This window comes from Pleomorphochaeta naphthae (assembly GCF_055396005.1).
Genome location: NZ_AP042457.1, coordinates 2,863,311 through 2,886,658, shown reverse-complemented (window position 1 = coordinate 2,886,658; position 23,348 = coordinate 2,863,311). Strand labels below are relative to the sequence as shown.

The following is a 23,348-nucleotide window of genomic DNA, read 5'->3' as shown; positions in this document are numbered from 1 at the left end:
TATATTAATCATTAACATCGTTACAAACAGCTAAAGGTAAAGTTGCTCCACCATCAATTGTTAAAACACTTCCTGTCATATATTTCGCATCATCTGATGCTAAAAAAACTACAGAGCGAGCTATTTCTTTTGTAGAAGCAAAACGTTTTAATGGAATTAATTGTTCAGCTTTTCTGATATGACTATCTTTAGCCCATCCGATATCTGTGTATCCTGGAGCTATAGCGACCATTCTAATATTATGAGGGGATAATTCCATAGCAGCGTTTTTAGTAAATTTTGTAACTGCTGCTTTAGCAGAAGCATAAATGGTAGCTCTAGGCCAACATCCGTCTACTTGGTTTGAAGAAACATTAATTATAACTCCATTCAAATGATTTTTAATCATATGCTTTGCAGCAAATTGACTTGAGAAAAATAAACCTTTCCAATCTATTGAATTTACTAAATCAAAGTCTTTTTCACTAGCATCTAAAAAATAAACCTCATTAGAAACTCCAGCGTTATTTATTACAACATCAATTGTTTTAAACTCTTTGATCGCAACTTCATACATATTTTTAATTTCATCAACTCTAGCCATATCAGCATAAATTGCTACAGCTTTTCTATTTAATGTTTTTGCATATTCGCACAAACCCATAGCTTCTTGCTTAGCTGTTCTATAATTAATAACAACATCATAACCTGCTCGAAGCATTTCTAAGGTAATAGCTTTTCCTATTCCTTTTGCACCACCTGTAATTAAAGCAACTTTAGACATTTAAATTCCCCTTATATTTATTTGGAGCTTTCCCAATATAATTTGTTTCAACCTTATATAATGAGCCTTTATTATTTTTGTTTTTTGCAGAAGTTATAAATAAAGTATTATATTTTTCTCCCCCAAAAGTTACACAAGAAATAAATGGATCTTCAAATTGAAGTTCTTCTATTATTTTTTGTGTTTTATATGAATAACAGACAACTTTTTTTCCACCCCAAAGGGCAACCCAGAAATTATGATCTTTATCAATTGTCATCCCATCAGGAGATGCCTCAAAATCAGAAATAAATGCAATCTTGTTCTTTAAAACACATTCATCTATTACTTCATATCTATAGAGTGTGTTATCAGCTGTATCAATATGGAAAAAATAATTATCAATCCAATCTAAGCCATTTGGAATAGAAAAATTCTTATATTCCTTAATTACTACATCGTTTTTTATACAGTATAGAGAACCAAGATTTTTACTTGTTTCATAATCATAATAGATAGCCATGGTACCTATCCAAAGATTCCCATACTTATCACATTTACCATCATTAAATCTCAACCTTTTATCATCAAAAATTCTAATAGTTTTAATAATTACTTTTACTTTAAGATCAAAATAAACTAATGATTGGCCAACTGCACAAACAACAATATTTTCTTTATACCAAACTACACAACCAACATGGGCATCAAATGAAAAATACTCTTTTTTTTGTGTTAATTCATTGTAATAATGGATTGTATATCCTTCGATATCTACCCAAACTAAGTAATTTGCACTATTAATATAAAGTGGGCCTTCAGCTAATTCAAACCCCGAATAAAGTTTAGTAATTTTCATTTGAAAACATCCTCGATAATTTTTTTGCTGTTTCTTGAGAAATGTCATTAATTTTGTTAAAGAATTCCGCACTTTGGAAAACGTCTTTTAATGCAGAAATTGAAAATGCTGCTATTAAATTATTATTAGAATCAAAAATAGGTCTTGTTAAACAAGATAAATATGGTTCATGTTCTCCAACATTTAACGCATAACCTTTCTTTTGAACATCTAATAAAACTTGATTAAAGGTTTCTCTGTCTGTAATTGTATTAGTTGAATATGATTCAAATTTACATTTTTCTAATAACAATTTCTTTTGTTTTTCAGTGCAATATGCTGCAATTATTTTACCAGCACCTGTACAATGAACAGGTACCTCACCTCCAATAGAACTAGCTAATACAAGAGCTTCCATTCCATGAGAAGGAAAAATTCTATCTATTACTAAAATTTTATCATGTTCTAAAATAGATAAATGAATTAAACTTTGACTTTTAATTGCTGTTTCTTCTAAAACTGACCTACAAATTTCTTTTATATCTATAAATCCCATAGAGTTACTTAAAGAGTGAATTATATAACCTAACGAATACTTTCTTGAACTAGCATCATATTTTATAAACCCTTCTTGTGATAGCGTTGCTAAAATTCTGAGCATATTACTTTTAGTATATCCTGTTTTTGTTGTTAGCTCTGTTAATGTAAGCTCTCTATTTTCACTGTTAAATTGCTTTAAGGTCTTTAAAACTTTACCAATAGAGGCTACGTAGTATCTTTCATTATCCATAAAATATATCACTCCATAAAACTAGGTTTTATTATATGATACTATATTTACACGATCTGTCAACTTATTATTTTATTTCTAGATTTGATATCATTGTAAAGTGAGAAATAAAATAAATTTAAAGAGGTTAATCAAAAAAAAATTCTAAACTTAAGATTTTCCTAAATTTAGAATTTTTAATTCGATGAAATTAGTTTTTAAAATCACTTATTCTCAGATTTTAACATTATTTAGTTTTATAATTAATTCTTTTGTAATTTCTTTACTTTCATTAATAAAAGAATTTTCTTCTACTGCACCTAAGACAATATCTCTTTCTTCATCATTTCTAAATGTTATTGATCTAAATGGATTATTGTAATCTTTAACTCGAGTTTGGAAAACTTGATCTTCAATATATTCCCTAGTTTTTATAGCATTAAATTTGATAGTATCCCATATCTTTTCATCAATGAAATCAACTTTTAAGCAATATTTTAAAACCCCAAGAGCATTAGCAATTTTCTCTTTTTTATAAAATTTTCCCCATTCTTTATATCTTTGATGTACATCATCCCAACTCTTTATTACAGAATTATTGACATCTTCTCTAAGTTTATCAACTGAACTTTCAGGAACTATTTGTCCACCAACATTTGTCCAGGGATCCAAATTACTTTTAATATCTTCTTGCAATTCACTTAAAGAACATTTATTTTCATCACACCAATAAGCGACTTCTCTTGCTCCATAATATATAAGCATTTCTTTATATGCATGATAGCCTTCATAGGGTTTCAAAATTTTAACTGGGATATTAGAATTTTCACTATCATAGCTTACAACATCTAATTCATCTACTAAAGTTTTATCGGAATTTAACAATTCAAAACCTAATTTTAAAAGTTTATTTTTTTCTATTTCATTTTTATTATAAGCTTTTCCAACAAGAATTTTTAAATTTTTTATAGCTTCAATTATTTCTAATGCAGTATCAGGAGCCAAATATTCACTTTCAATTATTTGGTTAATAACTTTCCTTTTGTCTCGCGTCTTAACTTTAAAACTATTTCTTTCTAAAGCATAAAGATTATACATCCACCAATATGCTGGCATAATCTGTCTTCTATTATTTTCACTACTTAATAGAGAAAAAGGAAAAATAATATTTAATTCACTAGGATAATTACCTTTCGCAATTAAAGTATAAGAAGCAAATTTACAATTGTGTTTTAAAGTACTAGATAAAGCGGGCCAGAAGCCTCTTTTTGCAACAATTTCTCCATCTGCCCCTCTACTATTATGATTTGAACCAATATTTGCACCTGCTGCCATATTAGACAAGCCTTGGATATTGGAAGCAATTAGAAATGAATTATTGTGATGCTGTTCATGAGAAGGGAATACTAAATTATTTAATACTTCACAGCAACTTATTGTTGAATTCTCACCTAATACAGAATTTATTAATCTAGCTCCATATTTTAAATAAGAGTTATCCATCATAACAAAGCGTACGGCTTTACATCCATAGAAAATATGACAACCTTCTCCTATTATACCATTTACTAATTCAACACCTTCTCCTATTTGTGTTGGCATGATAGGGCTAGATTTAATAGTTAGATTTTTTAATTTATTAGCACCCTTTACATAAGTGCACTTATAAAAATGAACATCTTTTATAATTCTACAGCTTTTAATAACACATTCTGATTCAACAACACCATAAAATCCACGTTTATGACTTATTGTATTATTTGTAAATTCATCAAATTTTTTCATTAAATTTAAATCTGCTCTATAACTTCCCCAAAGATAGGCATCGGCACAAGTCATAGAAACAAAAGGATGAATTTTTCTCCCTCCTGATTCATTCATTATATCGATAGAAACTCTAACATCTTCATCTTCTCCTTCCTTTACAATACCTACGCCAAATTTTGCATGATTTGTGGCTTGTATTTCATCAATTTGATGAAGGATTACTCTATCTTTTATTATATAATGACTTAAATAATGGCATTTACTTATCGCACAATTATCGCCAATATCACTCGAAATTATTACACTATCAATAATTCCTTGAGAGAGAATAAAATCATGATATTTTAACAAACCTCTTTCAATTTTTCCTATTCTGACCAAGCCATAAAAACTTGATCTAATAACTAGTGTAGGATCAAAAGGATCACAAACTAAAATATCTTCCCATGAAGAAGCTGTATTACCATTTTTTATTAATATCTCTATTTCAAAATTAGTTAATTTTCTCCATTTCTTTTTATCTACTTGTTGATTTCTAAAATAAAACTCATCACAACCCTGTTGTAGAAAATCTTGTGTTAGAAAATTCTCTCCTAATTCATCTCGATTTATTAAAATTACTTTATCCATAACAAATAGTATAAATAAATTTTATCAAATTGCAACAAAACTCTTTCTTTTAATAAAAAAAGATACTTTATTTAATATAATGTAAATATTTATGTCAAAAAAAAACTTTTTTTTCCACACTTAACTCTTTATGTGATTTTATGTATATTAGATTCATATTTATACAACAATACTTGCCTTACTATAATTGTTGAAGTAATATATTCATTATGAGTGATAAAAATAATAAGAAATTATTGAAATTGATAAATATAATTAAGAAGAATAAAAATATATCAGATTTTCAAAATCTGACACAACAAAAAATTGATCAATTAAATGATGATACTCTTCCAAATAAATTTTGGGTCAAAAGAGCTTTAAAAAAACATGCTAAAAATATTTCAAAAAAAACATTTATTATACCTGTCGAAGGTGGTGCTATAACAGGATATTTATTTGAAAAAGAAAATAATGTAAATCACGGCGGCTTAACTCCATTAATTATATTTTTTCATGGTGGTGGTTGGATTTGGGGAAACATGGAATTATATTCCTATTATTGCTCTCGTATAACAGAAGTAACAAAAGTAAGAGTTTTGTCAGTTGATTATAGATTGGCTCCAAGATTTAAGTTTCCAACAGCTTTAGAAGATTGCTATAACACTTTAATCTGGGCAGCAAATGGAGCACGCTATTGGCGAGTGGATCCAGATAGAATTTTTTTAATGGGAGATTCTGCAGGAGGAAATCTCTGTGCTGGAGTTTCAAGATTAGCTAGAGATAGAAAAGGCCCAAAGATCGCAGGACAAATTCTATTATATCCGATAACCGATGCTAGAATGAGAACAGATAGCTATGAAAAATATTCTACTACTCCAACAATCAGTAAATCAGAAATCAGTTTCTTCATAGAACAATATCAATCTGAACCAAAAGATATATTAAACCCAAACTTCTCTCCTTTATTAGCCAAAGATCATTCGAGACTTCCAAAAACATTAATAATTAGTGCTGAACTAGATCCATTGAGAGACGATGCTATGTTGTACGCTGATGCACTTGCTTCAGCAGACACTCCGGTAAACTATTTAGAAATAAAAGAGGCAATTCATGGATTTATAAACTATCCAAAGGCAATAGGTAATGAAGAGGCAGAATGTGCTGTACTACAATTTGTGAATGGGAAAAGTTTATCAAAAATAAAATTGACGACTGAAAAGCAAATGAAAAAAGAAATTAAAGCAGAGAGAAAAAGAACAAGAAAAAAAATATTTAAATTTGTCTAAATTAGTCAGAAAAAACTTTTCTTGGCCTTGGATCTTTACCTAATAATAATCCTAAAGATTCTTTAACATAAAAGATAGGCCCAAATTTGATTTTCTCATTAGCAGAATAATAACAATAAAAACAATAATCATCTTTCATATATCTAATATCACAACTTGTTATATATCTAGAAGCCCATCCTTTTTTAGGTAATTCTAATAAAGGTTTTTTTTCAGACTGTTTCCAAGATAATCCATCAGTACTTTCTAATTGAATCAAAGAACTTACACTTTTATTATTTTCTTTATCCCATCCAAAAGCACATTCAAAAGCAATATAGCCACCATCTTTTATAGGAAGTATTCTAATACTACCTGTAGCTAAATTTCTATATTTATCATCAGCATCAGGTGAAATTAAAGGTTTTCCTTCATTTTCAAGAATATAAGGGCCTAATAAAGAAGGAGATTTTGCCATAGCAAAATATAACGAGGCTTTTTGCTTTGAATCTTTGAGGCGGATATGTGAAGCCCCAAAAAATAATCTATACCCTCGCTCTTCATCATAAAACAGTTGTGGTCTTGATAATCTAGGTCGTTGTAACTTATCCTTTGCAAAAGGAACATCCTTACTGTCTAATAAAATTTGAGGTTTACTAAAATTAATCATATCTTCAGTATGACAAATTTCAATTCTACTTCTTGAAATCCTTTTATTATTATTTTCTTTTATCTCATGCCAATCAAGATTATCTGGTGTTGAATCATGTTTTTCATAAATTAAATACCAAAAACCTTTTTTAAAAAAAATAAAAGGAGAATGGCCTCTAAGCTCAATCATCTTACTACTTTGCCAATCTAAGCCATTATTACTTACAAAATGTTGAATCCCAATCCAGTTATGCGCAAAAAGATGCCACCTTTTATCAGGTGAATCTTCTGGCATTACTAAAGTTGGATCACAAAGACGAGGAGTTATTATACTTGCTTCAAGTATCGGCTCATCTGTAAAAGGATACCAACTTAAACTATTAAAAGTTTCTAAGGATTGGAGTTCCATTATTTTTTACGACCCTTTCTTCTAGAAAAAATTGGAATTAATTTTTCTTCTAAATTAAATTTAGCAACAGCCCAATTAACTAATTTAGAATAAATAAATATACTCCCACCTATTGCTACCACAAAAGATAGGCCTAAAATAACAACACCAATATTTCCATTTAGATCAAAAATTAAACTTGCTACTACAAAAAAGATGATAAATAAAGCTAACATTATTAGAATATTCACTATAGTTGCTACAATTATAAATATAGCTGTATTTGATTGTTTACTCATAACTTCCTCTTTAATAAAAATAATATCATATCACATTCTAATCATCAATAAAATCAAAGATCTTCATTCTGTTTGCGTTTATTAAGATATCCATAAATTATACTACTCAACATTAGAACACCACAGACAACAACAGTTGCATCGGCAACATTCCAAGTTGGCCATCTCTCTAAACCAAACAAACCATAAACTTTATTACTTATAAAATCTACAACCTGAAAATCTCTAAAAATTCTATCAATCAAATTTCCAACTCCACCACCAATAAAACCAGCTAAAAGCCAGCGTTGAAAATTAGTAATTTTTATTTCCTTTTCAAAATACATTAAATAAAAAACATAAAATAAAACTATAATAGGTACGAAAATAAATAAAATAGTTCTAATTGGTAGAGATAAAGTATGGCCTAAACTAAAAGCAACAGCATTATTTCTAACATGAACTATCCATAAAAAGTCATTAAAAAAAGTATAACCTATTGTGTTGACTTTAATGTTTGAAACAATAAAATTCTTCGATAATTGATCAATAATTATAATTAGAGCAGATAAAAGCAAATGCCTATATTTTTTCATTTTTAATCCTTATAACCCTGTAGGAATATCAATAAATTTTATTAATATTTTATATTTCTTACTTAATTTAACAGCAAGAGCTTTTACTCCATAAGTTTCAGTTTCATAATGTCCACCACATATCATAGAAATCCTCTCTTCTTTGCAATAATGATATTCACTATGACGAGGTTCACCTGTAATTAATAACTGAGCACCTAATTCTTTAGCCTCATGAATATCATGAGCACCTTCTCCACTTACAAAGGCTATTTTATTAATAGGCTGATCACTAAAGTCTAAAATTATAGGGTTAGTAAATTCAAGAGAATTAGAGATATCTTCAAGACTTAATGTCTCTTTTGTTTGACCTATCACTCCAATATATACTCCTTTGTAATTAAATGCGGGTATAATATTAATTAGATTTAATCGCCTCGCCATTACCTTATTGTTTCCAACTTCCATATGAGCATCTAAAGGTAAATGGGCAGCATATAAATCAATATTATTATCAATCAACAACTTAATCTTTTTATAAAAAGATCCTTTTATCGGAAGTGGAGAGCCCCAGTATAACCCATGATGAACAATAAGCATATCAGCCTTCGCTTCAATGGCTTTATTAATAGAATCTAAACAAGCATCAACTGCAAAGACAATTGTTTTGATTTCTCTATTTTCTCCACCAACTTGCAACCCATTTAGAGAGATATCTACGTTTTTATATTTATCTATTTCTAAATATTGGTCTAAATAAGATATTAAATCATTTCGTTTCATAAAAACCATTATAATAGAGTTGACAGTGTTTTTCCACCACTTTATATTTTTCACATGGCAGAACATAAAATAAACATACAAGAGTTATCTTTTGAGAAAGCTTGCTTTTCTATAAAAGAGCTACCAAAAGAAACAATCGAATTAAAAGACAATGAAATTATTGGACAACCAAGAGCAATAAAAGCCCTAGAAATGGGACTTAATGTTGATCGTTGGGGTTATAATATATTTATATCAGGAGATAGTGGAACAGGTAGATTATCCGCTATTCAAGCTGTTGAGTCTACTCTATCTAAAGACTTATCTAATATTAAAGATATTGCTTACGTTCATAATTTTATTAATAGTGATAATCCAAAAGTTCTAATCTTAGACAGAGGTCTTGGAAAAAAATATAAAAACAGTTTAGAACAATTCATTCATAAATTAAAAAAGAATTTAAAAAATGATAGAGAGCATGCAATAGAATTCGCTTTAGAAGATGTAAAAAAAATTCAAATGGAATATGATGATAAAGGAATTATAGAGCATCTCTCACTTATAAAAAAAGATTTAAAATCGATATCTTTAACTACAAACAAAGATATAACAGCAAGATATAATATAAACCTTGTAATTGATAATCAATTTAAAAAAAGAAGACCTTTCATTATTGAAAATCATCCTTCATTTGCTACTCTCTTTGGAGGCATTGATAATAGTAAAGATGATAACCTCTTACCTTATCAAAGGTTAAAAGCTGGTTCTATATTAGAATCTTGTGGAGGAATCTTAGTTTTATATGCTGGAGAACTATTACAAGTTGAGGGCTTGTGGGAAGCTTTAAAAAAATATTTAGATTCAAATAAACTTAGACTAAAAAATGATAATTACTCTCCAAAAGGAATTTTAAGAGATCAAAATATAAGAGCTGAAGTTCCAAAACTTCCAATTAAAGTTATATTAATTGGTAATGAAGATGTTTATAATAAATTAAGTGAAATTGATGAACAATTTTTAAAACATTTTAAAATTTCAGCACAATTTGATTATTCTATGGATTTAAATTCTAAAAATATGGCTTTAACCTTAGCTTATTTAAAGAAATTTTCTATTTCCAATAATTTATTAGATTTAGATGATTCAGGCAAAAAGGCCATTCTTAGATATAGTGCTTGGTTTTGTGAACATAGAAATGAACTTACCACTCAATTTTCTCAACTAACAGATCTGTTAGTTGAAGCAGATTGGTGGGCAAAAAAACTTAATCAAAATATAATTGATGAAAAAGCAATTAGAAAAACACTTGAAGAGAGAGATTATACAGTTTCTTTAATTGAAAGCAAAATAAACCAAGAAATAGAAAGAGGAGAAATGTTAATTTCTTTAACAGGAGCAAAAGTCGGTGTTGTAAATGGACTTGCTGTAATTGATAGAGGAGCCGCATCATTTGGCCTTCCAACGGTTATTACAGCAACTGTAGCTCCTGGAAGTGAAGGAATTGTAAATATAGAGCATGAAGCAGGACTTTCTGGAGAGATTCACGATAAAGGACTTCTCATTTTAGAAGGATACCTTAGAAAACATTATGCTAGAACCTTCCCTCTTTCAATTTATGCTGGAATCTGTTTTGAACAATCTTATGCAGAAGTGGATGGGGATAGTGCCTCTTCTTCGGAACTATATGCTCTTCTCTCTGCAATTGCTGAAATTCCTATAAGACAAGATATCGCTGTTACAGGTAGCGTAAACCAAATGGGAATAATTCAGCCAGTTGGTGGAATTAATGAAAAAATTGAAGGTTTCTATAATGCATGCAAGCACTTAGGATTGAGTGGAAGACAAGGAGTAATAATTCCAATACAAAATGTCAAAAATTTAATTTTATCTTATGAAGTTGAAGAAGCAATTAAAAACAAAAAATTCCATATCTATCCAGTAAGAAATATTGATGAAGGAATGCAAATATTAACTAATAGAGCTATTGGAGAAAGAGGCAAAAAAGGCAACTTCCCAATTGATACTCTAAATAGACAAATAGATGATGCCTTAAAAGAATTATTTAAGATGGTTAGTGCTTCTCGAAGCTAAAAACCAATATTGCAACATTATTCCAGTAGCCACACTCACATTTATTGACCCCTTAGTTCCGGCTAAGGGGATTGATACTCTTCCTAAAGATGAATCACAAAATTTAAGAAGATTTGGACTTACCCCAAATTCCTCACTTCCAATGACTGCAATACCATCTTTTGGAAAATCAAACTTTTCAATACTAGTTCCACCTAATTCTAAGGCAAAAACTTTAGCATTAGACTTTTTAAGCTCTTCAATTAAAACTTCTTCTTCTACAACTCTATTAGAAACTGTTTCTACAGTCCCTCGAGCACTTCTTAGACAACGAGGATGATTAATATCTGCACTTCCTTCAATTAAAGTAATATTTTTTACCCCAAAAGAATCTGCACTTCTAAATATTGAGCCTATATTAAAAGGAGCCCTTATTCTATCAATAATTAAATTATGGTTTAAAATAATTCTCTTTTCTTGATTTAAAGAACCGCTTTCGTTATAAAAATCCCAATCAGAAGGCTCAGACCCTAAAGCTTTAAGTAAAAGTTGAGAAATATCTTCATAAAGAATAAAGTCAGCTTTATCACTAACAAGTTTTTCTCTTAATTTATCTAATTTATCATAATGCTCTTTAGACAAAACTTTTTGACTTTTTTCACTATATAAAACATCAAAAACTTCAATTAAATAAGATTTTTCAAAACAGTTAGTAGTAGCTTGATGAAAAATTGCAGAACATTTTCTAACTTGAGTTCTTTCTTTTAAAGTATATAGTTTTTTTACAGTAATCATTAATTTTCCTTTACATTTGCAGCTTTAGGACAAATACAGATAGCAAACTCTCCCTTAATTGCTTGACGAGAGGAAAAATCGCTTACAACTTCTTTTATATTATCTCTAATAATTTCTTCATGAGTTTTAGTCATTTCTCGTGCAACTACAACAGTTCTATCTTCATCAATTTCTTGGATTTCTTTTAAAGTTTTCAAAACTCTATAGGGAGATTCATAAATAATAAAAGCTTCATCTCTATCAATTAAAGTTTGTAAACGAGTCATTCTTTTACCTTTTTTAATTGGTAAAAATCCTTCAAAAGTAAAAGTCTTTCCAACATAACCGGCTACGCTAATTAAAGTTGAAAAAGCACTAGCACCAGGAATAGCTACAATATCATAATTTGCTTCTCTAACCTGTGTAACAAGCCTAGCCCCAGGATCACTAATAGAAGGGGTACCGGCATCACTTACAAAAGCAATATCTAACCCTTGATCTAATAACCCAACAATTCCTTTTGCAGAAGAATCCTCATTATGTGCATGAGTTGCTATAAGTCTTTTATGAATATCATATTTTGATAAAAGTTTCTGTGTATGTCTTGTATCTTCACAAGCAATTACATCAACACTTCTTAGAATATTTAAAGCTCTTAAAGTAATATCTTCTAAATTTCCAATAGGTGTTGCTACTATATATAATGTTGCCATTTTTTCTCCTACCATATTAGCTTATTATAATGTACAACACTTAAAAAAAGAAAACAATAAAGACATATTTATTTCAAAAGAATTACAATTTGCTTTTTTCCCAATATAATACTAATTTTGGTAAAATTTACCAAAATAGTATTAAAAATCCCAAATTACTTAATATATATATAGTTAAAAAATGTAATTTATTCCCTTAATTTAGGCATTTTTCTATTTGGCACGAAAAATGCATTAGTATTTATACAAACTTAGAAATAGTAAAAAAACAATAATAAAGGATAAAAATTATGAAAACCTTAAAACGATTTAAAAACATTGTAAGCTCAAATCTTAATAGTGCCTTAAATTCACTAGAAAATCCGGAAAAGATGATTCACTTAATGATAAGTGAATTAGAAGAAACCTTATCCCAAGTTAAAAGAACAAAAGCTTCTCACCAAAAAGAAAAAATTATTCTTGAAAAAGATCTAGAAGATCTTAAAGCGAGGATAGAGCGTTGGGATAGTAGAGCTAAACTTGCGGTTGAAAAAGGTAAAGATGATTTAGCAAGAGAAGCTTTGAATGAAAAAAGAGAATGCGAAATTAAAGTAAACAAAATTTATGAAGATTTAAAAAGCTATGAAAGTATTTTAATGAGTGATGATGAATCTGTTGCTCAATTAGCAACTAAATTAAAAGAAATTAAAGAAAAACAAGCTGCTCTAGTTAGAAGAGCAAAAAATGCTAAAACAAAAAAGAAAGTTGAAAGTGCTTTAAAAGTATCTGAAAGCTTTGAAATTGGTGAAAAATTTAATGAATTAGAAGCAAGAATTGAACAGATGGAAAATGAAGTAAATTTAGACCATAGTTCAAATATTGACGAATTCGAAAAATTAGAAATTGATAGTGAGATTGAAGCTGAATTAGAAAAGCTTAAAGCTCAACAAAAAAAGGATAAAGAGTAGATATGGATTTTGATGAATACGAATATTACCATAAAAAAAGACATCGTAAGAAGCTTTACAGAAGCCCATATGGTATAGTTTTTGGAGTTTGCGAAGGACTTGCAAATTATACTGGAATTAATGTTGGTGTTATACGATTCTTAACAATTATTACGTTTATTTTTTCAGGCTTCTTTCCAATAGGAATCATATATTTATTAATGGCTATTTTTATACCTGTAAGGTATTAAACCTAAACCAATAAGACCTCTAAGTAAATTTACTTAGAGGTCTTTAAACATCTAAAGCAGATGCTTAAATTTTCTATACAATCCTCTCAATTGATCATAAGAGAGCCCCAACAGCTTAGCAGCTTCTCTTTGATTATTATTAGCTTCTAAAAGAGCTTGTTTTAAATACTGTAAATCAAAATTCTGACGATTAATTAAATAATTTTCTAATACAAGTTTATCTTTAGTAGATTCTTCAACTTCTTTATCAATTTTTTCTTCATCATTTTTTTTATCTTTATCTATATCCTCTTCATTCTTTTCAAATGGATTTTTAAAGGGATTTAAATCAATTTCAGTAATAAGGGAAGACTCAGATCTATAAACAGCTCGCTCAACTACATTTTTTAATTCTCTTACATTTCCTGGCCAGCTATAATTCATCATTTGCTCTATAACTTCATCACTGAATTCTGGAAGAGGTTCAATATGACACTCTAAACTCATTTTTGAAGCAAAATAATTTGCTAATAACAATATATCATCACCCCTAGTTCTTAGAGGGGGTAAAAATAAAACTTCAAAAGACAATCTATCTAATAAGTCTTCTTTGAATTTTCCTTCCTTACAAAGTTTAATTAAATCTAAATTAGTAGCACCTATAATTCTAACATCTACTTTATGAGACTTAGAAGAGCCTACTCTTTCAAAAGTACCATATTCAACTACACGTAAAATCTTCTCTTGAACTTCTAAGGGAATCAACCCTATTTCATCCAAAAAAAGAGTTCCACCTTCAGCTTCTTCAAATCGGCCTTTCCTAGCTTTTTGAGCGCCTGTAAAAGCACCGCTCTCATGACCGAATAACTCTGTCTCAATTAAGGAAGGAGGCAAAGCAGCACAGTTTACAGTAACCAGAGATTTTTCCCATCTTGGAGATAAATAATGTAATCTTTGAGCAGCAAGTTCTTTACCACTTCCTCTCTCACCAATTACCAATACGCTACGATCTACTCTAGCAGCTTTACTTAATCTGCTTTGGAATTTTAAAAATATATCACTTTCGCCTAAGGGTTTATCGATTTGATACATATTTGTCTCCTACTTGGTGAATTTTACCATATTTTGGTATTATTACAAATCTTATATTTTTTAAATAACAAACAATTATTATTAATTACATATAGTTTATACATATAATTAATTACTGTACAAGCAAATACGCAAAAGAATTAATATTTTTAATTAAATTTTATCACTTTGGCATTATTATTGCATTATTATAATTGAAATATAAAAATATGAAAACAGGAGATAAAAACTATGAGTGTATTCTCAAGATTTATGGATATTGTCAATGCTAATATCAACTCACTATTAGATAAGGCAGAAGATCCTGAAAAAATGATAAAATTAATGATAATGGAAATGGAAGATACTTTAATTGAATTAAAAACTTCATGTGCTGCTTCTATGGCTAATGAAAAAAGAATCCTTAATAAAATAAAAGAAATTGAATTAGCAATAAGTCGCTGGCAAAGCAGAGCTATGTTAGCTATAGAAAAAAATAGAGAGGATTTAGCTAAAGAAGCTTTATTAGAAAAGAAGAAACTAGCCAAAGAATTAGAAAAAAAACAAAAAGAACTTGATAGTATTAAAGAGATTGTTAAAGTTTCTAAGGATGAAATTTCTCAAGTTGAAGAAAAACTTAGAAGCGTAAACAGTAAATATAATTTAATGAAAGAAAGAGCAAAACGTGCTGAAGAAGAAAGAAAAGCCCAAGATATTTTAAATAAATCAAAGGGTACAAACTTCGATTTTATGGAAGAAAAAATCAATAGAATGGAAGCTATGAATGACCTAGATAGCACTTTTGATGATTTAAATAAAAAATTCCAAGATTTAGAAGGTATGGATGATATCGAAAAAGAATTGGATGAATTAAAGAAGAAATTGGAGAAATAATATGGCTGTATTTATTGTTGCTATTGTTTTTTCTTTTACAGCTTTTTCAGCTTATCTTGATTACAATAGAAAAAGAGAAAAAGACAAAATTAATGCTGCATTAAGAATGGAAGAGATGAGACGAGGGTATCGACCTGGCACTTATAGTTCTTACTCCCCTTCTAAAAAAGAAAAAAAGAAACATCGTAAACATTATGATGATGATTTTGACCCATACTTTGATAAATCATCTCAATTTAAAGACGATGATAAATTTACTACAGAAAGAAACAAAGAAAGAGCAGATTTAAGAGCAGGTATTGATGATTTAATGACAAGAATAAATAATTTAGAAGTTATTATGGAATCTGAAAAGGAAAAAGGTAAGTAATTGTGATGAGAGATATAAGATTAATTAGAAGATCAAATAAACATGCAAGAATCTTCGGCGTTTGTTCAGGTATTGCACAATGGGCAGACTTAGATATAAAGACATTTCAGCTCTTTGCGTTTTTAATTGTTTTGTTTACTGGCTTTTTCCCAGGAGCCGTTATTTATATTATTTTAGCGTTAATTATACCAGCTGAAGATTCATCTTCAAACCCTTATTATAGTTCATATGAAACAAAAGAAGATCCATATTACGATAAAACTACAGATGAACTAAGAAAAGAATATGAAGAATTAAAAAAGAAAGTTGAGTCTATGGAAAATGAGATGTTTGACAAAGAAAAAGATTGGGATCAGAGGTTTCACGAAGACAAATGAGAATAAAAGATACTAAAGCTAATAAGATTTTTATGCTTCTCTCTCTTATAGTTTTAATGTTCTTAGTATTTAGTCCTAAATTTGCTAGACGCTCTACTATAGAACAAACAATAGATTATAAGAAAGGAATAACGATTGAATCAGTATCCGCTAATATAAATATTTGGATAGATAGTAATTTAAATGACGCTAAGATTGAATATAGTACAAAAGATAGTAGTGAAATAGATATTGATACTAAAATCAATGGTGAAACTATCATAAAAGAGAAAAATAAAAACAAATTTATTAATCTAAAATTTGATAGAGAAGAGCCAACTATTTCTCTATATCTACCAAATGATGAAATCGAAGAGTTAACAATAAAAACTTTAAGTGGCAACATTGAAACATATAATGCTATAGAATTAAATACTTTATCTATTAACTCAACAAGTGGGGATATAAACTTACTAGATGTTGATGCTAAAGATAATTTGGTCATTAAGACAATTTCAGCAAATATAAATTTGCAGAATACTAAATCTAATCAAATGAGTATTTCATCAACTAGTGGAAATATAGAAGCTGAATCTCTAAATTCTAATGACCTTTCCATTATAAGTACTAGTGGAAAAGTATATATCGATGAAATAAATAGTGGCAAATTGAAAATTAACTCAACTTCTGGAGATATTGAAATTGACTCATCAAATATAACAGAATCAATCTCTTTATCTGTTATCTCTGGAGATATTGATTTCATCACAGCAGATAAACCTTATAAATATGATGTAAATTCTATCAGTGGTGATATTACCATTAATAATAAAGAATATGAAACAAGTTACTCAACAAAAGATGGAATTCCTTTTAATATAAAGAGCATTTCAGGAGAGATATCTATATTTACTAAATAATTGTTTCACAAAATATTAAGTTGTATACTTTATATAAATTTAAGAAAAAAAAACTTAAAAATATTAAAGTATACAACTTTTTTTATTTATATTCTTTGTGATATGATAAACTTAATAAACGTTGTTTTTTATTAACTAAAATGATATTATCTAATGAATAAATTACTTAATTAAAGGAAATTATATGTCAGAAGAAGCTTACGCACAAAGAACTACCACTTGTGGTGGCTTAACAAAAGCAGATGCAGGAAATACTGTTGTTTTAAATGGTTGGGTTCACAGAGATAGAAACCATGGAGCTTTACACTTCATCAACTTAAGAGACCGTTATGGAATTACCCAAGTAGTAGTTGATGATGATGCTTCAAAAGAACTTCAAGAAACAGCAGCAAAACTTAGAATGGAATACTGTATATCTGTAACTGGTTTAGTTCGACAACGCCCTGATAATATGGTAAACAAAGATATGGCTACTGGAGAAATTGAGGTTAAAGCTGAAAAAATCGAGATTTTAAACAAATGTCTTCCTTTACCATTCATGATAGACGAAGAAACTGAAGCAAATGAAGATCTTAGACTTAAATACAGATATTTGGATTTACGTTCTAACGGTATGCAAAAAAGAATTAAACTTAGACATGAGTTTATTAAAGCTATTCGTGAATACTTATACCAAACAGATTTCTATGAAATTGAAACTCCTACCCTTATAAAAAGCACTCCTGAGGGAGCTAGAGACTTTTTAGTACCATCTCGTTTTTATCCTGGTAAATTTTTTGCTTTACCACAAAGTCCTCAACTATATAAACAAATATTAATGGTCGGTGGTTTTGACAAATATTTCCAAATCGCAAGATGTTACAGAGATGAAGATGCTAGAGGAGATAGACAACTAGAATTTACTCAACTAGATTTAGAAATGAGTTTTGTAAAAAGAGATGATGTTTTATCTCTTATGGAAGACTTATTTAATAATGTATTTAAAAAAGTCATGAATGTAGATTTACCAAAACAATTTATTAGACTTTCCTATGAAGAAAGTATGAATACATATGGTAATGACAAACCTGACTTACGCTTTGATGTAAAAATTAAAGATGTTGGAGAGCTAGCTAGTAAATCTTCTTTTGCAACATTCCAAGACATTGTTAATAATGGAGGCTTTGTTAAAGCCTTAGTTGCTCCAAAAAGTGACGAACTTAATTTTTCACGAAAATATATTGATGCACTTCAAGATGCAGCTAAAACTTATGGAGCCAGCGGCCTAGCATGGATGAAAGTTGGAGCAAACAACACATTATCAGGTGGTGTTTCAAAATTCTTTGTATCTATGGAAGAAGAAGTTATATCAACACTAGAGGCAAAAGAAGGTGATTTAATTCTAATGGTAGCTCACTCTTCTTGGACAAAATGTTGTACAAGCTTAGGTGCTGTTAGAAGTAAACTTGGCAAAGATTTGAAACTTATTCAACCTGGATTCAAATTCTGTTGGATAGTAGATTTCCCCCTATTCGAATTTAACGAAGAAGAAAACCATTGGGAAGCTGCCCACCACATGTTCAGCATGCCTCAAACAGAATACCTAGATACTCTTGAAAGTGATCCAGGAGCAGTAAAAGGGGATCTTTACGACCTCGTCTTAAATGGATATGAAGTAGCTTCTGGCTCAATTCGTATTCATGATGTTGAATTACAAAAACGTATTTTCAAAATTTGTAATTTTAGCGAAGAAGAAGCTCAACAAAAATTTGGATTTTTATTAGAAGCATTTAAATATGGAGCTCCACCACATGGAGGAATAGCTCCAGGAATAGATAGAATGGTTATGATTATGGCTGAAGAAACATCTATTAAAGAAGTAATTGCCTTCCCTAAGAATACTTCAGCTTCGTCCCCAATGGATGATTCGCCCTCTTTCGTTGATGAGCAACAGCTTAAAGATTTACATTTACAAGTTGTTTATCCACCTAAGAAAGAAAATTAAAAATATGGGGTATCTGATTAGATACCCCTTTATTTTTATTCGGATTTAAATATGGCTAAAACAATAGAACAAAAAACTGTAAAACAAATTAGTACTGTTAGTATATTTGCTAATGTCTTATTATCGATTTTTAAATTTTTTGCTGGTATATTTGGGCACAGTGAAGCCTTAGTAAGTGACTCTGTTCATTCACTCTCCGATGTGTTTTCAACAATTATCGTCATAATAGGTATTAGAATAGCAAGCAAAGCACCTGACCGACATCACCAATATGGACATGAGAGATTTGAAAGTGTTACAGCAATCTTATTAGCAATTATTTTAGCAAGTACTGGAATTGGTATTGGCTTAAATGGAATAAATAAAATAGTCTCACAAAGCTATTTAAATGCTCAAAGCCCAACAACAATAGCTTTGATTGCTGCCCTTACCTCTATAATCGTAAAAGAAGCAATGTATTGGTACACAAAAATTGGGGCTAATAAGATAAATAGTGGAGCATTAATGGCAGATGCTTGGCATCACCGTTCAGATGCTCTCTCTTCTGTTGGTTCTTTAATTGGTATTATTGGAGCTCAAAATAATATACCTATCTTAGATCCTATTGCTACATTAGTTATTTGTCTATTCATATTAAAAGCAGCATTTGATATTTTTAAGGATGGCATTAATAAAATGGTTGATGCTTCAATTTCAAACAAGGATATTGATCACATAAGAAGAGAAGTCATGGAAGTTGAAGGAGTAATAGATATTGATTTACTAAAATCTCGTCAATTTGGCAACAAATGCTATATTGATGTAGAAATTGCTGTTCAAGAAGATCTTCCATTAATAGAAGCTCATGAAATAGCTGCTAATGTTCATCAAAATATAGAAGATAAATTCCCTAATGTAAAACACTGTATGGTTCACGTAAATCCATACAAAAAAAATTAGTCTATCTTATCATTGAGTAAAACCATATGAACATGGTCTTCCCATTTTCCGTTAATCTTTAAATATTTTTTTGCTACTCCCTCAAAAGTAAAATTATTTTTTTTTAAAACTTTAAGCGATGGAAGATTATGCGGCATAACATTAGCTTCAATTCTATGAAGATTTAAATCACAAAATGCAAAGTTGATAATTTCTTTTATAACATAGCTCATGTATCCATTATTTATATAATCTTTATCAAGAGCATATCCCATAAAACAAGACTGGAAGACACCTCTTACTATATTTGTTAAACCAATATGACCTATGAGCAGATTTTTATCTTTTAAAAATATATAAAAATTGTAATTAGATCCCTGTTCAAAAGCCTCTATATTATTTTCCAATATTTTTTTTTGATATGATAAAGTATAAAAATCATCAGTCCTTAAAGGAGATAATTTTGCTAAAAAGTCCCTGTTTCTTATCTCATATTCTAATAAATCATTAGCAAATGATAAGTTTGGTTTTTTCAATATAATAGAATTACGCATTTTAAATTCTCCAAAATTTTATATAATCAATAGATTATATTTTTTCTAGTTGATACTAATAATTTTTATAGTTATTATAAATGTACAAGATATAAAGAGATTGTAAAAGAAACATACCAGTATAATCAATACTGAAAGCCTTTAGAACAGCCTCTAGGAGGATAGTATGAAATTTAAAAGAATCTTTACAATTGTTGTGGATTCAATGGGTGTTGGCGAAATGCCAGATGCAAAAGATTATGGTGATGTGAATGTTAACACTTTAGGTCACATTTCACAAAGTGTTGATACTTTTAATATACCAAATCTACAAAAACTTGGCCTTGCAAATATATGTAAACTCAAACAGGTAAAAAGTGTTGAAAAGCCTAGTGCTTATTATACAAAATTAGCAGAAAGAAGTTTAGGCAAAGATACAATGACAGGGCACTGGGAAATGATGGGTCTTCATATTACTAAACCATTTCAAACATTCACCGAAACAGGTTTCCCAGATGATTTAATTAAAGAATTAGAAAAAAGAACAGGGCATAAAGTAATAGGAAACAAAAGTGCTAGTGGAACTACCATACTTGACGAGTTAGCTGAAGAAGAAATAGCAACAGGCAATATGATAGTATATACCTCAGCTGATTCAGTATTACAAATTTGTGGAAATGAAGAAACTTTTGATTTAAAAGAACTATATAGATGTTGTGAGATTGCAAGAGAACTAACACTCGAAGACAAATGGAAAGTTGGGAGAGTTATAGCCCGTCCATATTTAGGAAGAAAAAAAGGTGAATTTAAAAGAACTGCAAATCGCCATGATTATGCTCTAAAACCTTATGGCAAGACAGCCTTAAATGTCTTAAAAGATAATGGTTATCAAGTTATATCTGTTGGAAAAATCTTTGATATATTTGATGGAGAAGGTTTAACTGAATCAAACAAATCTAAAAGTTCTGTTCATGGAATGGAACAAACAATAGAGATCGCAAAAAGAGATTTCACAGGTTTATGTTTTACAAATCTAGTAGATTTTGATGCTCTTTGGGGGCATAGAAGAGATCCTCAAGGCTATGCTAAAGAAATAGAAAGATTTGATATAAAATTAGGTGAATTCTTAAAAGAAATAAAAGAGGATGATTTATTAATAATAACAGCTGATCATGGAAACGATCCAACATATACAGGAAGTGATCATACTAGAGAATATGTTCCATTTTTAGCTTATTCTCCTTCAATTAAAGATCCTAAAGAGTTAGAGGTTTACGATACTTTTGCGATAATTGGTAATACAATTGCAGATAATTTTGATCTTGAAATGCCTGAAAATACGATTGGCACATCAATTTTAGACAAACTAGAATAAGGACCTTTATTCTTGTTATATAGCTGTTGTAATAGATAGAATACAACAGCTATTTTTTTACTTTAAATTCTTAATTGGATCTAAAACTCTATAATCTCCAACCATTTTACTTACAGTTCTCTTATGAGCATCTTCACAACCGTTAAAAGGTTTATCTTGATTTTCACTCTTATATTTTTGAGTTAACCATAAAACATCATTTGAAATTCTATCTAAATTTTTTATTTCCAATTCTGTTAAAAATTTAATAAAATCAACACCATCTTTAGCTCCTAATACATCAAAAGCACTATTTATTAATTCTTTATAATGGTGAAGACAAAAGCCTTTACTTTTAGAGAGGGCTTCTCTAAAAGGTGGTTCATTCATACTCATAAATATAATAGTATAAATATATCTATCTAACCGTTTTTGCATTTGAGTACAAATCAAACAACCTTTTTCTCTTTTAGCTATTTCTTCATTAAATAAAGAGATAGCCTTATTCATTTTTCTAGGAGACGATGCATTCTGCATAGAGTAAAAAGCTTTTTCAAACTTTTGTCGACTTTGAGCTAAATAAGTATCACAAATTAACGCAAGACCTTGAGGTTTTTGAGCTTTAGCTAAAAGTTGAAAATGGTGATTACAAAATCCATATTCATTTACTTTTACTCTTGTTTCTGGATTCATTACCGAAGAACCTAAATAAAAATCAACTCCATGTTGCTCTGCTTCTTTCATCAAAGAGCATAGAAAACATTCACAATCACTCTCAAGAGCATCCCAAACTGGAATTGTCTCTAATTTATATTTTGGTTTTGCCATTTATAATCCTTTAGATTTCAAATAACTTTTTACGATATCTGGATAGTTAGTAATTATTCCATCTACTTCCCATTCCACACATTTTGCCAAAGATTCCATATCATTTACCGTCCATGTATTGACTTTAACATTGTGTTTTTTACACTCATCAACAGTTTCTTTAGTTAATGTCAAAACATCAGGATGATAACATTCTATATTCAAAGCATTAGCATAAGGCCCTATATTCAATAAGCCTTGAGATTCAACTAATAACCCACAAACTATATTATGATCAATTTTCTTAGTTAAAATAGTTGAACTATGATTAAATGAAGAAATTATAACTCTATCTAGTAAATTATATTTTTTTAACATCGAAATAACTTTACTTTCAATATTAGGATAATAAATTAAATTAGTTTTGATTTCTATATTAGTTACTATATCTTTATCATAAATATAAGAGCAATATTCTTCAAAAGTTGGAATTTCTTGTTTAGAATAAGAATCGAAAAATTTAGTATTTGCATTTAACTGTTTTAATTCTTCTAAACTTTTGTCCTTAACAAAACCTGTTCCATTAGTAGTTCTATCAACAGTTTCATCGTGAATTACAACAAGTTCATTATCTTTTGTTAAATGTACATCCAATTCAATTCCATCACAGCAGCCATCTTCAACAGCTTTTCTAAAAGCTAACATTGTATTTTCAGGATATAATCCTGAAAATCCACGGTGAGCATAAGTTTTTATTGACATTTTATACCTTTCTTAATTC

25 protein-coding genes are annotated in these 23,348 nt (G+C 29.2%); 11 read left to right on the top strand and 14 right to left on the bottom strand.

Annotated features, from left to right (window positions below; genetic code table 11):
- Positions 1–4: 4 nt before the first annotated feature.
- From ACZ5SO_RS13170 to ACZ5SO_RS13155, 4 genes are all read right to left on the bottom strand, one after another.
- Positions 5–763: an SDR family NAD(P)-dependent oxidoreductase gene (locus ACZ5SO_RS13170; RefSeq protein WP_464625212.1), complete on the bottom strand. Its 759-nt coding sequence runs from the start codon at positions 761–763 to the stop codon at positions 5–7.
- On the bottom strand, positions 756–1,601 hold the full coding sequence (locus tag ACZ5SO_RS13165) for an SMP-30/gluconolactonase/LRE family protein (RefSeq protein ID WP_464625211.1): 846 nt from the start codon (positions 1,599–1,601) through the stop codon (positions 756–758). The genes ACZ5SO_RS13170 and ACZ5SO_RS13165 overlap by 8 nt, the downstream gene beginning before the upstream one ends.
- Positions 1,588–2,370: an IclR family transcriptional regulator gene (locus tag ACZ5SO_RS13160; RefSeq protein WP_464625210.1), complete on the bottom strand. Its 783-nt coding sequence runs from the start codon at positions 2,368–2,370 to the stop codon at positions 1,588–1,590. The genes ACZ5SO_RS13165 and ACZ5SO_RS13160 overlap by 14 nt, the downstream gene beginning before the upstream one ends.
- Positions 2,371–2,583: 213 nt before the next feature.
- Positions 2,584–4,746, bottom strand: coding sequence for a DUF4954 family protein (locus ACZ5SO_RS13155; RefSeq protein ID WP_464625209.1), 2,163 nt, complete (start codon positions 4,744–4,746; stop codon positions 2,584–2,586).
- Between the two features lie 209 nt (positions 4,747–4,955).
- Here ACZ5SO_RS13155 and ACZ5SO_RS13150 point away from each other — a divergent pair, with 209 nt between their 5' ends.
- Entirely contained in the window at positions 4,956–6,014 is a 1,059-nt protein-coding gene (locus tag ACZ5SO_RS13150) for an alpha/beta hydrolase (RefSeq protein WP_464625208.1), read from the top strand.
- Position 6,015: 1 nt separating this feature from the next.
- Here ACZ5SO_RS13150 and ACZ5SO_RS13145 read toward each other — a convergent pair whose 3' ends face one another.
- Genes ACZ5SO_RS13145 through ACZ5SO_RS13130 form a run of 4 tightly spaced genes read right to left on the bottom strand, consistent with a single transcriptional unit; the run spans position 6,016 to position 8,668 of the window.
- On the bottom strand, positions 6,016–7,053 hold the full coding sequence (locus ACZ5SO_RS13145) for a hypothetical protein (protein WP_464625207.1): 1,038 nt from the start codon (positions 7,051–7,053) through the stop codon (positions 6,016–6,018).
- On the bottom strand, positions 7,053–7,331 hold the full coding sequence (locus ACZ5SO_RS13140) for a leader peptide processing enzyme (protein ID WP_464625205.1): 279 nt from the start codon (positions 7,329–7,331) through the stop codon (positions 7,053–7,055). The genes ACZ5SO_RS13145 and ACZ5SO_RS13140 overlap by 1 nt, the downstream gene beginning before the upstream one ends.
- A 53-nt stretch (positions 7,332–7,384) precedes the next feature.
- The gene (gene lspA / locus ACZ5SO_RS13135; protein WP_464625204.1) at positions 7,385–7,906 is read right to left on the bottom strand and encodes a signal peptidase II; all 522 of its coding nucleotides are present in this window, start codon (positions 7,904–7,906) and stop codon (positions 7,385–7,387) included.
- Positions 7,907–7,915: 9 nt separating this feature from the next.
- Entirely contained in the window at positions 7,916–8,668 is a 753-nt protein-coding gene (locus ACZ5SO_RS13130) for a Nif3-like dinuclear metal center hexameric protein (RefSeq protein ID WP_464625202.1), read from the bottom strand.
- A 54-nt stretch (positions 8,669–8,722) separates the two neighbouring features.
- Here ACZ5SO_RS13130 and ACZ5SO_RS13125 point away from each other — a divergent pair, with 54 nt between their 5' ends.
- Positions 8,723–10,738, top strand: a complete 2,016-nt coding sequence (locus tag ACZ5SO_RS13125; protein ID WP_464625200.1) for a Lon protease family protein — start codon at positions 8,723–8,725, stop codon at positions 10,736–10,738.
- On the opposite strand, the gene ACZ5SO_RS13120 is transcribed toward ACZ5SO_RS13125, so the two are convergent.
- Positions 10,706–11,512 (bottom strand): TrmH family RNA methyltransferase, encoded by an 807-nt coding sequence (locus ACZ5SO_RS13120; protein ID WP_464625199.1) that lies wholly within the window; start codon positions 11,510–11,512, stop codon positions 10,706–10,708. The two genes, ACZ5SO_RS13125 and ACZ5SO_RS13120, sit on opposite strands and share 33 nt — an antisense overlap.
- Positions 11,512–12,204 carry a 16S rRNA (cytidine(1402)-2'-O)-methyltransferase gene (rsmI, locus tag ACZ5SO_RS13115; protein ID WP_464625197.1) on the bottom strand — a complete coding sequence of 231 codons (693 nt, stop codon included), beginning with the start codon at positions 12,202–12,204 and terminating at the stop codon, positions 11,512–11,514. The genes ACZ5SO_RS13120 and rsmI overlap by 1 nt, the downstream gene beginning before the upstream one ends.
- Before the next feature lie 290 nt (positions 12,205–12,494).
- Between rsmI and ACZ5SO_RS13110 the strand changes: the two genes are divergently transcribed.
- Positions 12,495–13,151 (top strand): PspA/IM30 family protein, encoded by a 657-nt coding sequence (locus tag ACZ5SO_RS13110; protein WP_464625195.1) that lies wholly within the window; start codon positions 12,495–12,497, stop codon positions 13,149–13,151.
- 2 nt (positions 13,152–13,153) lie between these two features.
- Entirely contained in the window at positions 13,154–13,381 is a 228-nt protein-coding gene (locus ACZ5SO_RS13105) for a PspC domain-containing protein (RefSeq protein ID WP_464625194.1), read from the top strand.
- 51 nt (positions 13,382–13,432) lie between these two features.
- Here the strand turns inward: ACZ5SO_RS13105 and pspF are convergent, their stop codons facing one another.
- Positions 13,433–14,452, bottom strand: coding sequence for a phage shock protein operon transcriptional activator (gene pspF, locus ACZ5SO_RS13100; protein WP_464625192.1), 1,020 nt, complete (start codon positions 14,450–14,452; stop codon positions 13,433–13,435).
- A 231-nt stretch (positions 14,453–14,683) separates the two neighbouring features.
- Between pspF and ACZ5SO_RS13095 the strand changes: the two genes are divergently transcribed.
- The 6 genes from ACZ5SO_RS13095 (at position 14,684) to ACZ5SO_RS13070 (ending at position 19,894) form a co-directional block, all read left to right on the top strand.
- Positions 14,684–15,325, top strand: coding sequence for a PspA/IM30 family protein (locus tag ACZ5SO_RS13095; RefSeq protein ID WP_464625191.1), 642 nt, complete (start codon positions 14,684–14,686; stop codon positions 15,323–15,325).
- Between the two features lies 1 nt (position 15,326).
- Complete coding sequence (locus tag ACZ5SO_RS13090) at positions 15,327–15,695, top strand: hypothetical protein (protein ID WP_464625189.1); 369 nt, start codon at positions 15,327–15,329, stop codon at positions 15,693–15,695.
- A gap of 5 nt (positions 15,696–15,700) precedes the next feature.
- Positions 15,701–16,072 (top strand): PspC domain-containing protein, encoded by a 372-nt coding sequence (locus ACZ5SO_RS13085; RefSeq protein ID WP_464625188.1) that lies wholly within the window; start codon positions 15,701–15,703, stop codon positions 16,070–16,072.
- Complete coding sequence (locus ACZ5SO_RS13080; protein WP_464625186.1) at positions 16,069–16,971, top strand: DUF4097 family beta strand repeat-containing protein; 903 nt, start codon at positions 16,069–16,071, stop codon at positions 16,969–16,971. Before ACZ5SO_RS13085 ends, ACZ5SO_RS13080 begins: the two co-directional genes overlap by 4 nt.
- Before the next feature lie 184 nt (positions 16,972–17,155).
- The gene (aspS, locus tag ACZ5SO_RS13075; RefSeq protein ID WP_464625184.1) at positions 17,156–18,955 is read left to right on the top strand and encodes an aspartate--tRNA ligase; all 1,800 of its coding nucleotides are present in this window, start codon (positions 17,156–17,158) and stop codon (positions 18,953–18,955) included.
- A gap of 51 nt (positions 18,956–19,006) precedes the next feature.
- The gene (locus ACZ5SO_RS13070) at positions 19,007–19,894 is read left to right on the top strand and encodes a cation diffusion facilitator family transporter (protein ID WP_464625182.1); all 888 of its coding nucleotides are present in this window, start codon (positions 19,007–19,009) and stop codon (positions 19,892–19,894) included.
- Here the strand turns inward: ACZ5SO_RS13070 and ACZ5SO_RS13065 are convergent.
- The gene (locus ACZ5SO_RS13065) at positions 19,891–20,427 is read right to left on the bottom strand and encodes a GNAT family N-acetyltransferase (RefSeq protein WP_464625180.1); all 537 of its coding nucleotides are present in this window, start codon (positions 20,425–20,427) and stop codon (positions 19,891–19,893) included. The two genes, ACZ5SO_RS13070 and ACZ5SO_RS13065, sit on opposite strands and share 4 nt — an antisense overlap.
- Positions 20,428–20,593: 166 nt before the next feature.
- Here ACZ5SO_RS13065 and ACZ5SO_RS13060 point away from each other — a divergent pair, with 166 nt between their 5' ends.
- Entirely contained in the window at positions 20,594–21,781 is a 1,188-nt protein-coding gene (locus tag ACZ5SO_RS13060) for a phosphopentomutase (RefSeq protein ID WP_464625179.1), read from the top strand.
- Between the two features lie 57 nt (positions 21,782–21,838).
- Here ACZ5SO_RS13060 and ACZ5SO_RS13055 read toward each other — a convergent pair whose 3' ends face one another.
- Both ACZ5SO_RS13055 and ACZ5SO_RS13050 read right to left on the bottom strand, forming a co-directional pair.
- On the bottom strand, positions 21,839–22,588 hold the full coding sequence (locus ACZ5SO_RS13055) for a DUF6062 family protein (RefSeq protein WP_464625177.1): 750 nt from the start codon (positions 22,586–22,588) through the stop codon (positions 21,839–21,841).
- Positions 22,589–23,329 carry a glycerophosphodiester phosphodiesterase gene (locus ACZ5SO_RS13050; RefSeq protein ID WP_464625176.1) on the bottom strand — a complete coding sequence of 247 codons (741 nt, stop codon included), beginning with the start codon at positions 23,327–23,329 and terminating at the stop codon, positions 22,589–22,591.
- Positions 23,330–23,348: the final 19 nt, after the last annotated feature.

Bases quoted from the DNA above. Each gene is read 5' to 3' on its own strand.
- lspA (WP_464625204.1), bottom strand. From the start codon at position 7,906: ATGAAAAAATATAGGCATTTGCTTTTATCTGCTCTAATTATAATTATT.
- ACZ5SO_RS13060 (WP_464625179.1), top strand. From the start codon at position 20,594: ATGAAATTTAAAAGAATCTTTACAATTGTTGTGGATTCAATGGGTGTT.
- ACZ5SO_RS13120 (WP_464625199.1), bottom strand. From the start codon at position 11,512: ATGATTACTGTAAAAAAACTATATACTTTAAAAGAAAGAACTCAAGTT.
- pspF (WP_464625192.1), bottom strand. From the start codon at position 14,452: ATGTATCAAATCGATAAACCCTTAGGCGAAAGTGATATATTTTTAAAA.
- ACZ5SO_RS13140 (WP_464625205.1), bottom strand. From the start codon at position 7,331: ATGAGTAAACAATCAAATACAGCTATATTTATAATTGTAGCAACTATA.
- ACZ5SO_RS13160 (WP_464625210.1), bottom strand. From the start codon at position 2,370: ATGGATAATGAAAGATACTACGTAGCCTCTATTGGTAAAGTTTTAAAG.
- ACZ5SO_RS13165 (WP_464625211.1), bottom strand. From the start codon at position 1,601: ATGAAAATTACTAAACTTTATTCGGGGTTTGAATTAGCTGAAGGCCCA.
- ACZ5SO_RS13105 (WP_464625194.1), top strand. From the start codon at position 13,154: ATGGATTTTGATGAATACGAATATTACCATAAAAAAAGACATCGTAAG.
- ACZ5SO_RS13085 (WP_464625188.1), top strand. From the start codon at position 15,701: ATGAGAGATATAAGATTAATTAGAAGATCAAATAAACATGCAAGAATC.
- ACZ5SO_RS13080 (WP_464625186.1), top strand. From the start codon at position 16,069: ATGAGAATAAAAGATACTAAAGCTAATAAGATTTTTATGCTTCTCTCT.
- ACZ5SO_RS13170 (WP_464625212.1), bottom strand. From the start codon at position 763: ATGTCTAAAGTTGCTTTAATTACAGGTGGTGCAAAAGGAATAGGAAAA.
- ACZ5SO_RS13130 (WP_464625202.1), bottom strand. From the start codon at position 8,668: ATGAAACGAAATGATTTAATATCTTATTTAGACCAATATTTAGAAATA.
- ACZ5SO_RS13125 (WP_464625200.1), top strand. From the start codon at position 8,723: ATGGCAGAACATAAAATAAACATACAAGAGTTATCTTTTGAGAAAGCT.
- ACZ5SO_RS13110 (WP_464625195.1), top strand. From the start codon at position 12,495: ATGAAAACCTTAAAACGATTTAAAAACATTGTAAGCTCAAATCTTAAT.
- ACZ5SO_RS13150 (WP_464625208.1), top strand. From the start codon at position 4,956: ATGAGTGATAAAAATAATAAGAAATTATTGAAATTGATAAATATAATT.
- ACZ5SO_RS13155 (WP_464625209.1), bottom strand. From the start codon at position 4,746: ATGGATAAAGTAATTTTAATAAATCGAGATGAATTAGGAGAGAATTTT.
- aspS (WP_464625184.1), top strand. From the start codon at position 17,156: ATGTCAGAAGAAGCTTACGCACAAAGAACTACCACTTGTGGTGGCTTA.
- ACZ5SO_RS13050 (WP_464625176.1), bottom strand. From the start codon at position 23,329: ATGTCAATAAAAACTTATGCTCACCGTGGATTTTCAGGATTATATCCT.
- rsmI (WP_464625197.1), bottom strand. From the start codon at position 12,204: ATGGCAACATTATATATAGTAGCAACACCTATTGGAAATTTAGAAGAT.
- ACZ5SO_RS13095 (WP_464625191.1), top strand. From the start codon at position 14,684: ATGAGTGTATTCTCAAGATTTATGGATATTGTCAATGCTAATATCAAC.
- ACZ5SO_RS13065 (WP_464625180.1), bottom strand. From the start codon at position 20,427: ATGCGTAATTCTATTATATTGAAAAAACCAAACTTATCATTTGCTAAT.
- ACZ5SO_RS13055 (WP_464625177.1), bottom strand. From the start codon at position 22,588: ATGGCAAAACCAAAATATAAATTAGAGACAATTCCAGTTTGGGATGCT.
- ACZ5SO_RS13145 (WP_464625207.1), bottom strand. From the start codon at position 7,053: ATGGAACTCCAATCCTTAGAAACTTTTAATAGTTTAAGTTGGTATCCT.
- ACZ5SO_RS13070 (WP_464625182.1), top strand. From the start codon at position 19,007: ATGGCTAAAACAATAGAACAAAAAACTGTAAAACAAATTAGTACTGTT.
- ACZ5SO_RS13090 (WP_464625189.1), top strand. From the start codon at position 15,327: ATGGCTGTATTTATTGTTGCTATTGTTTTTTCTTTTACAGCTTTTTCA.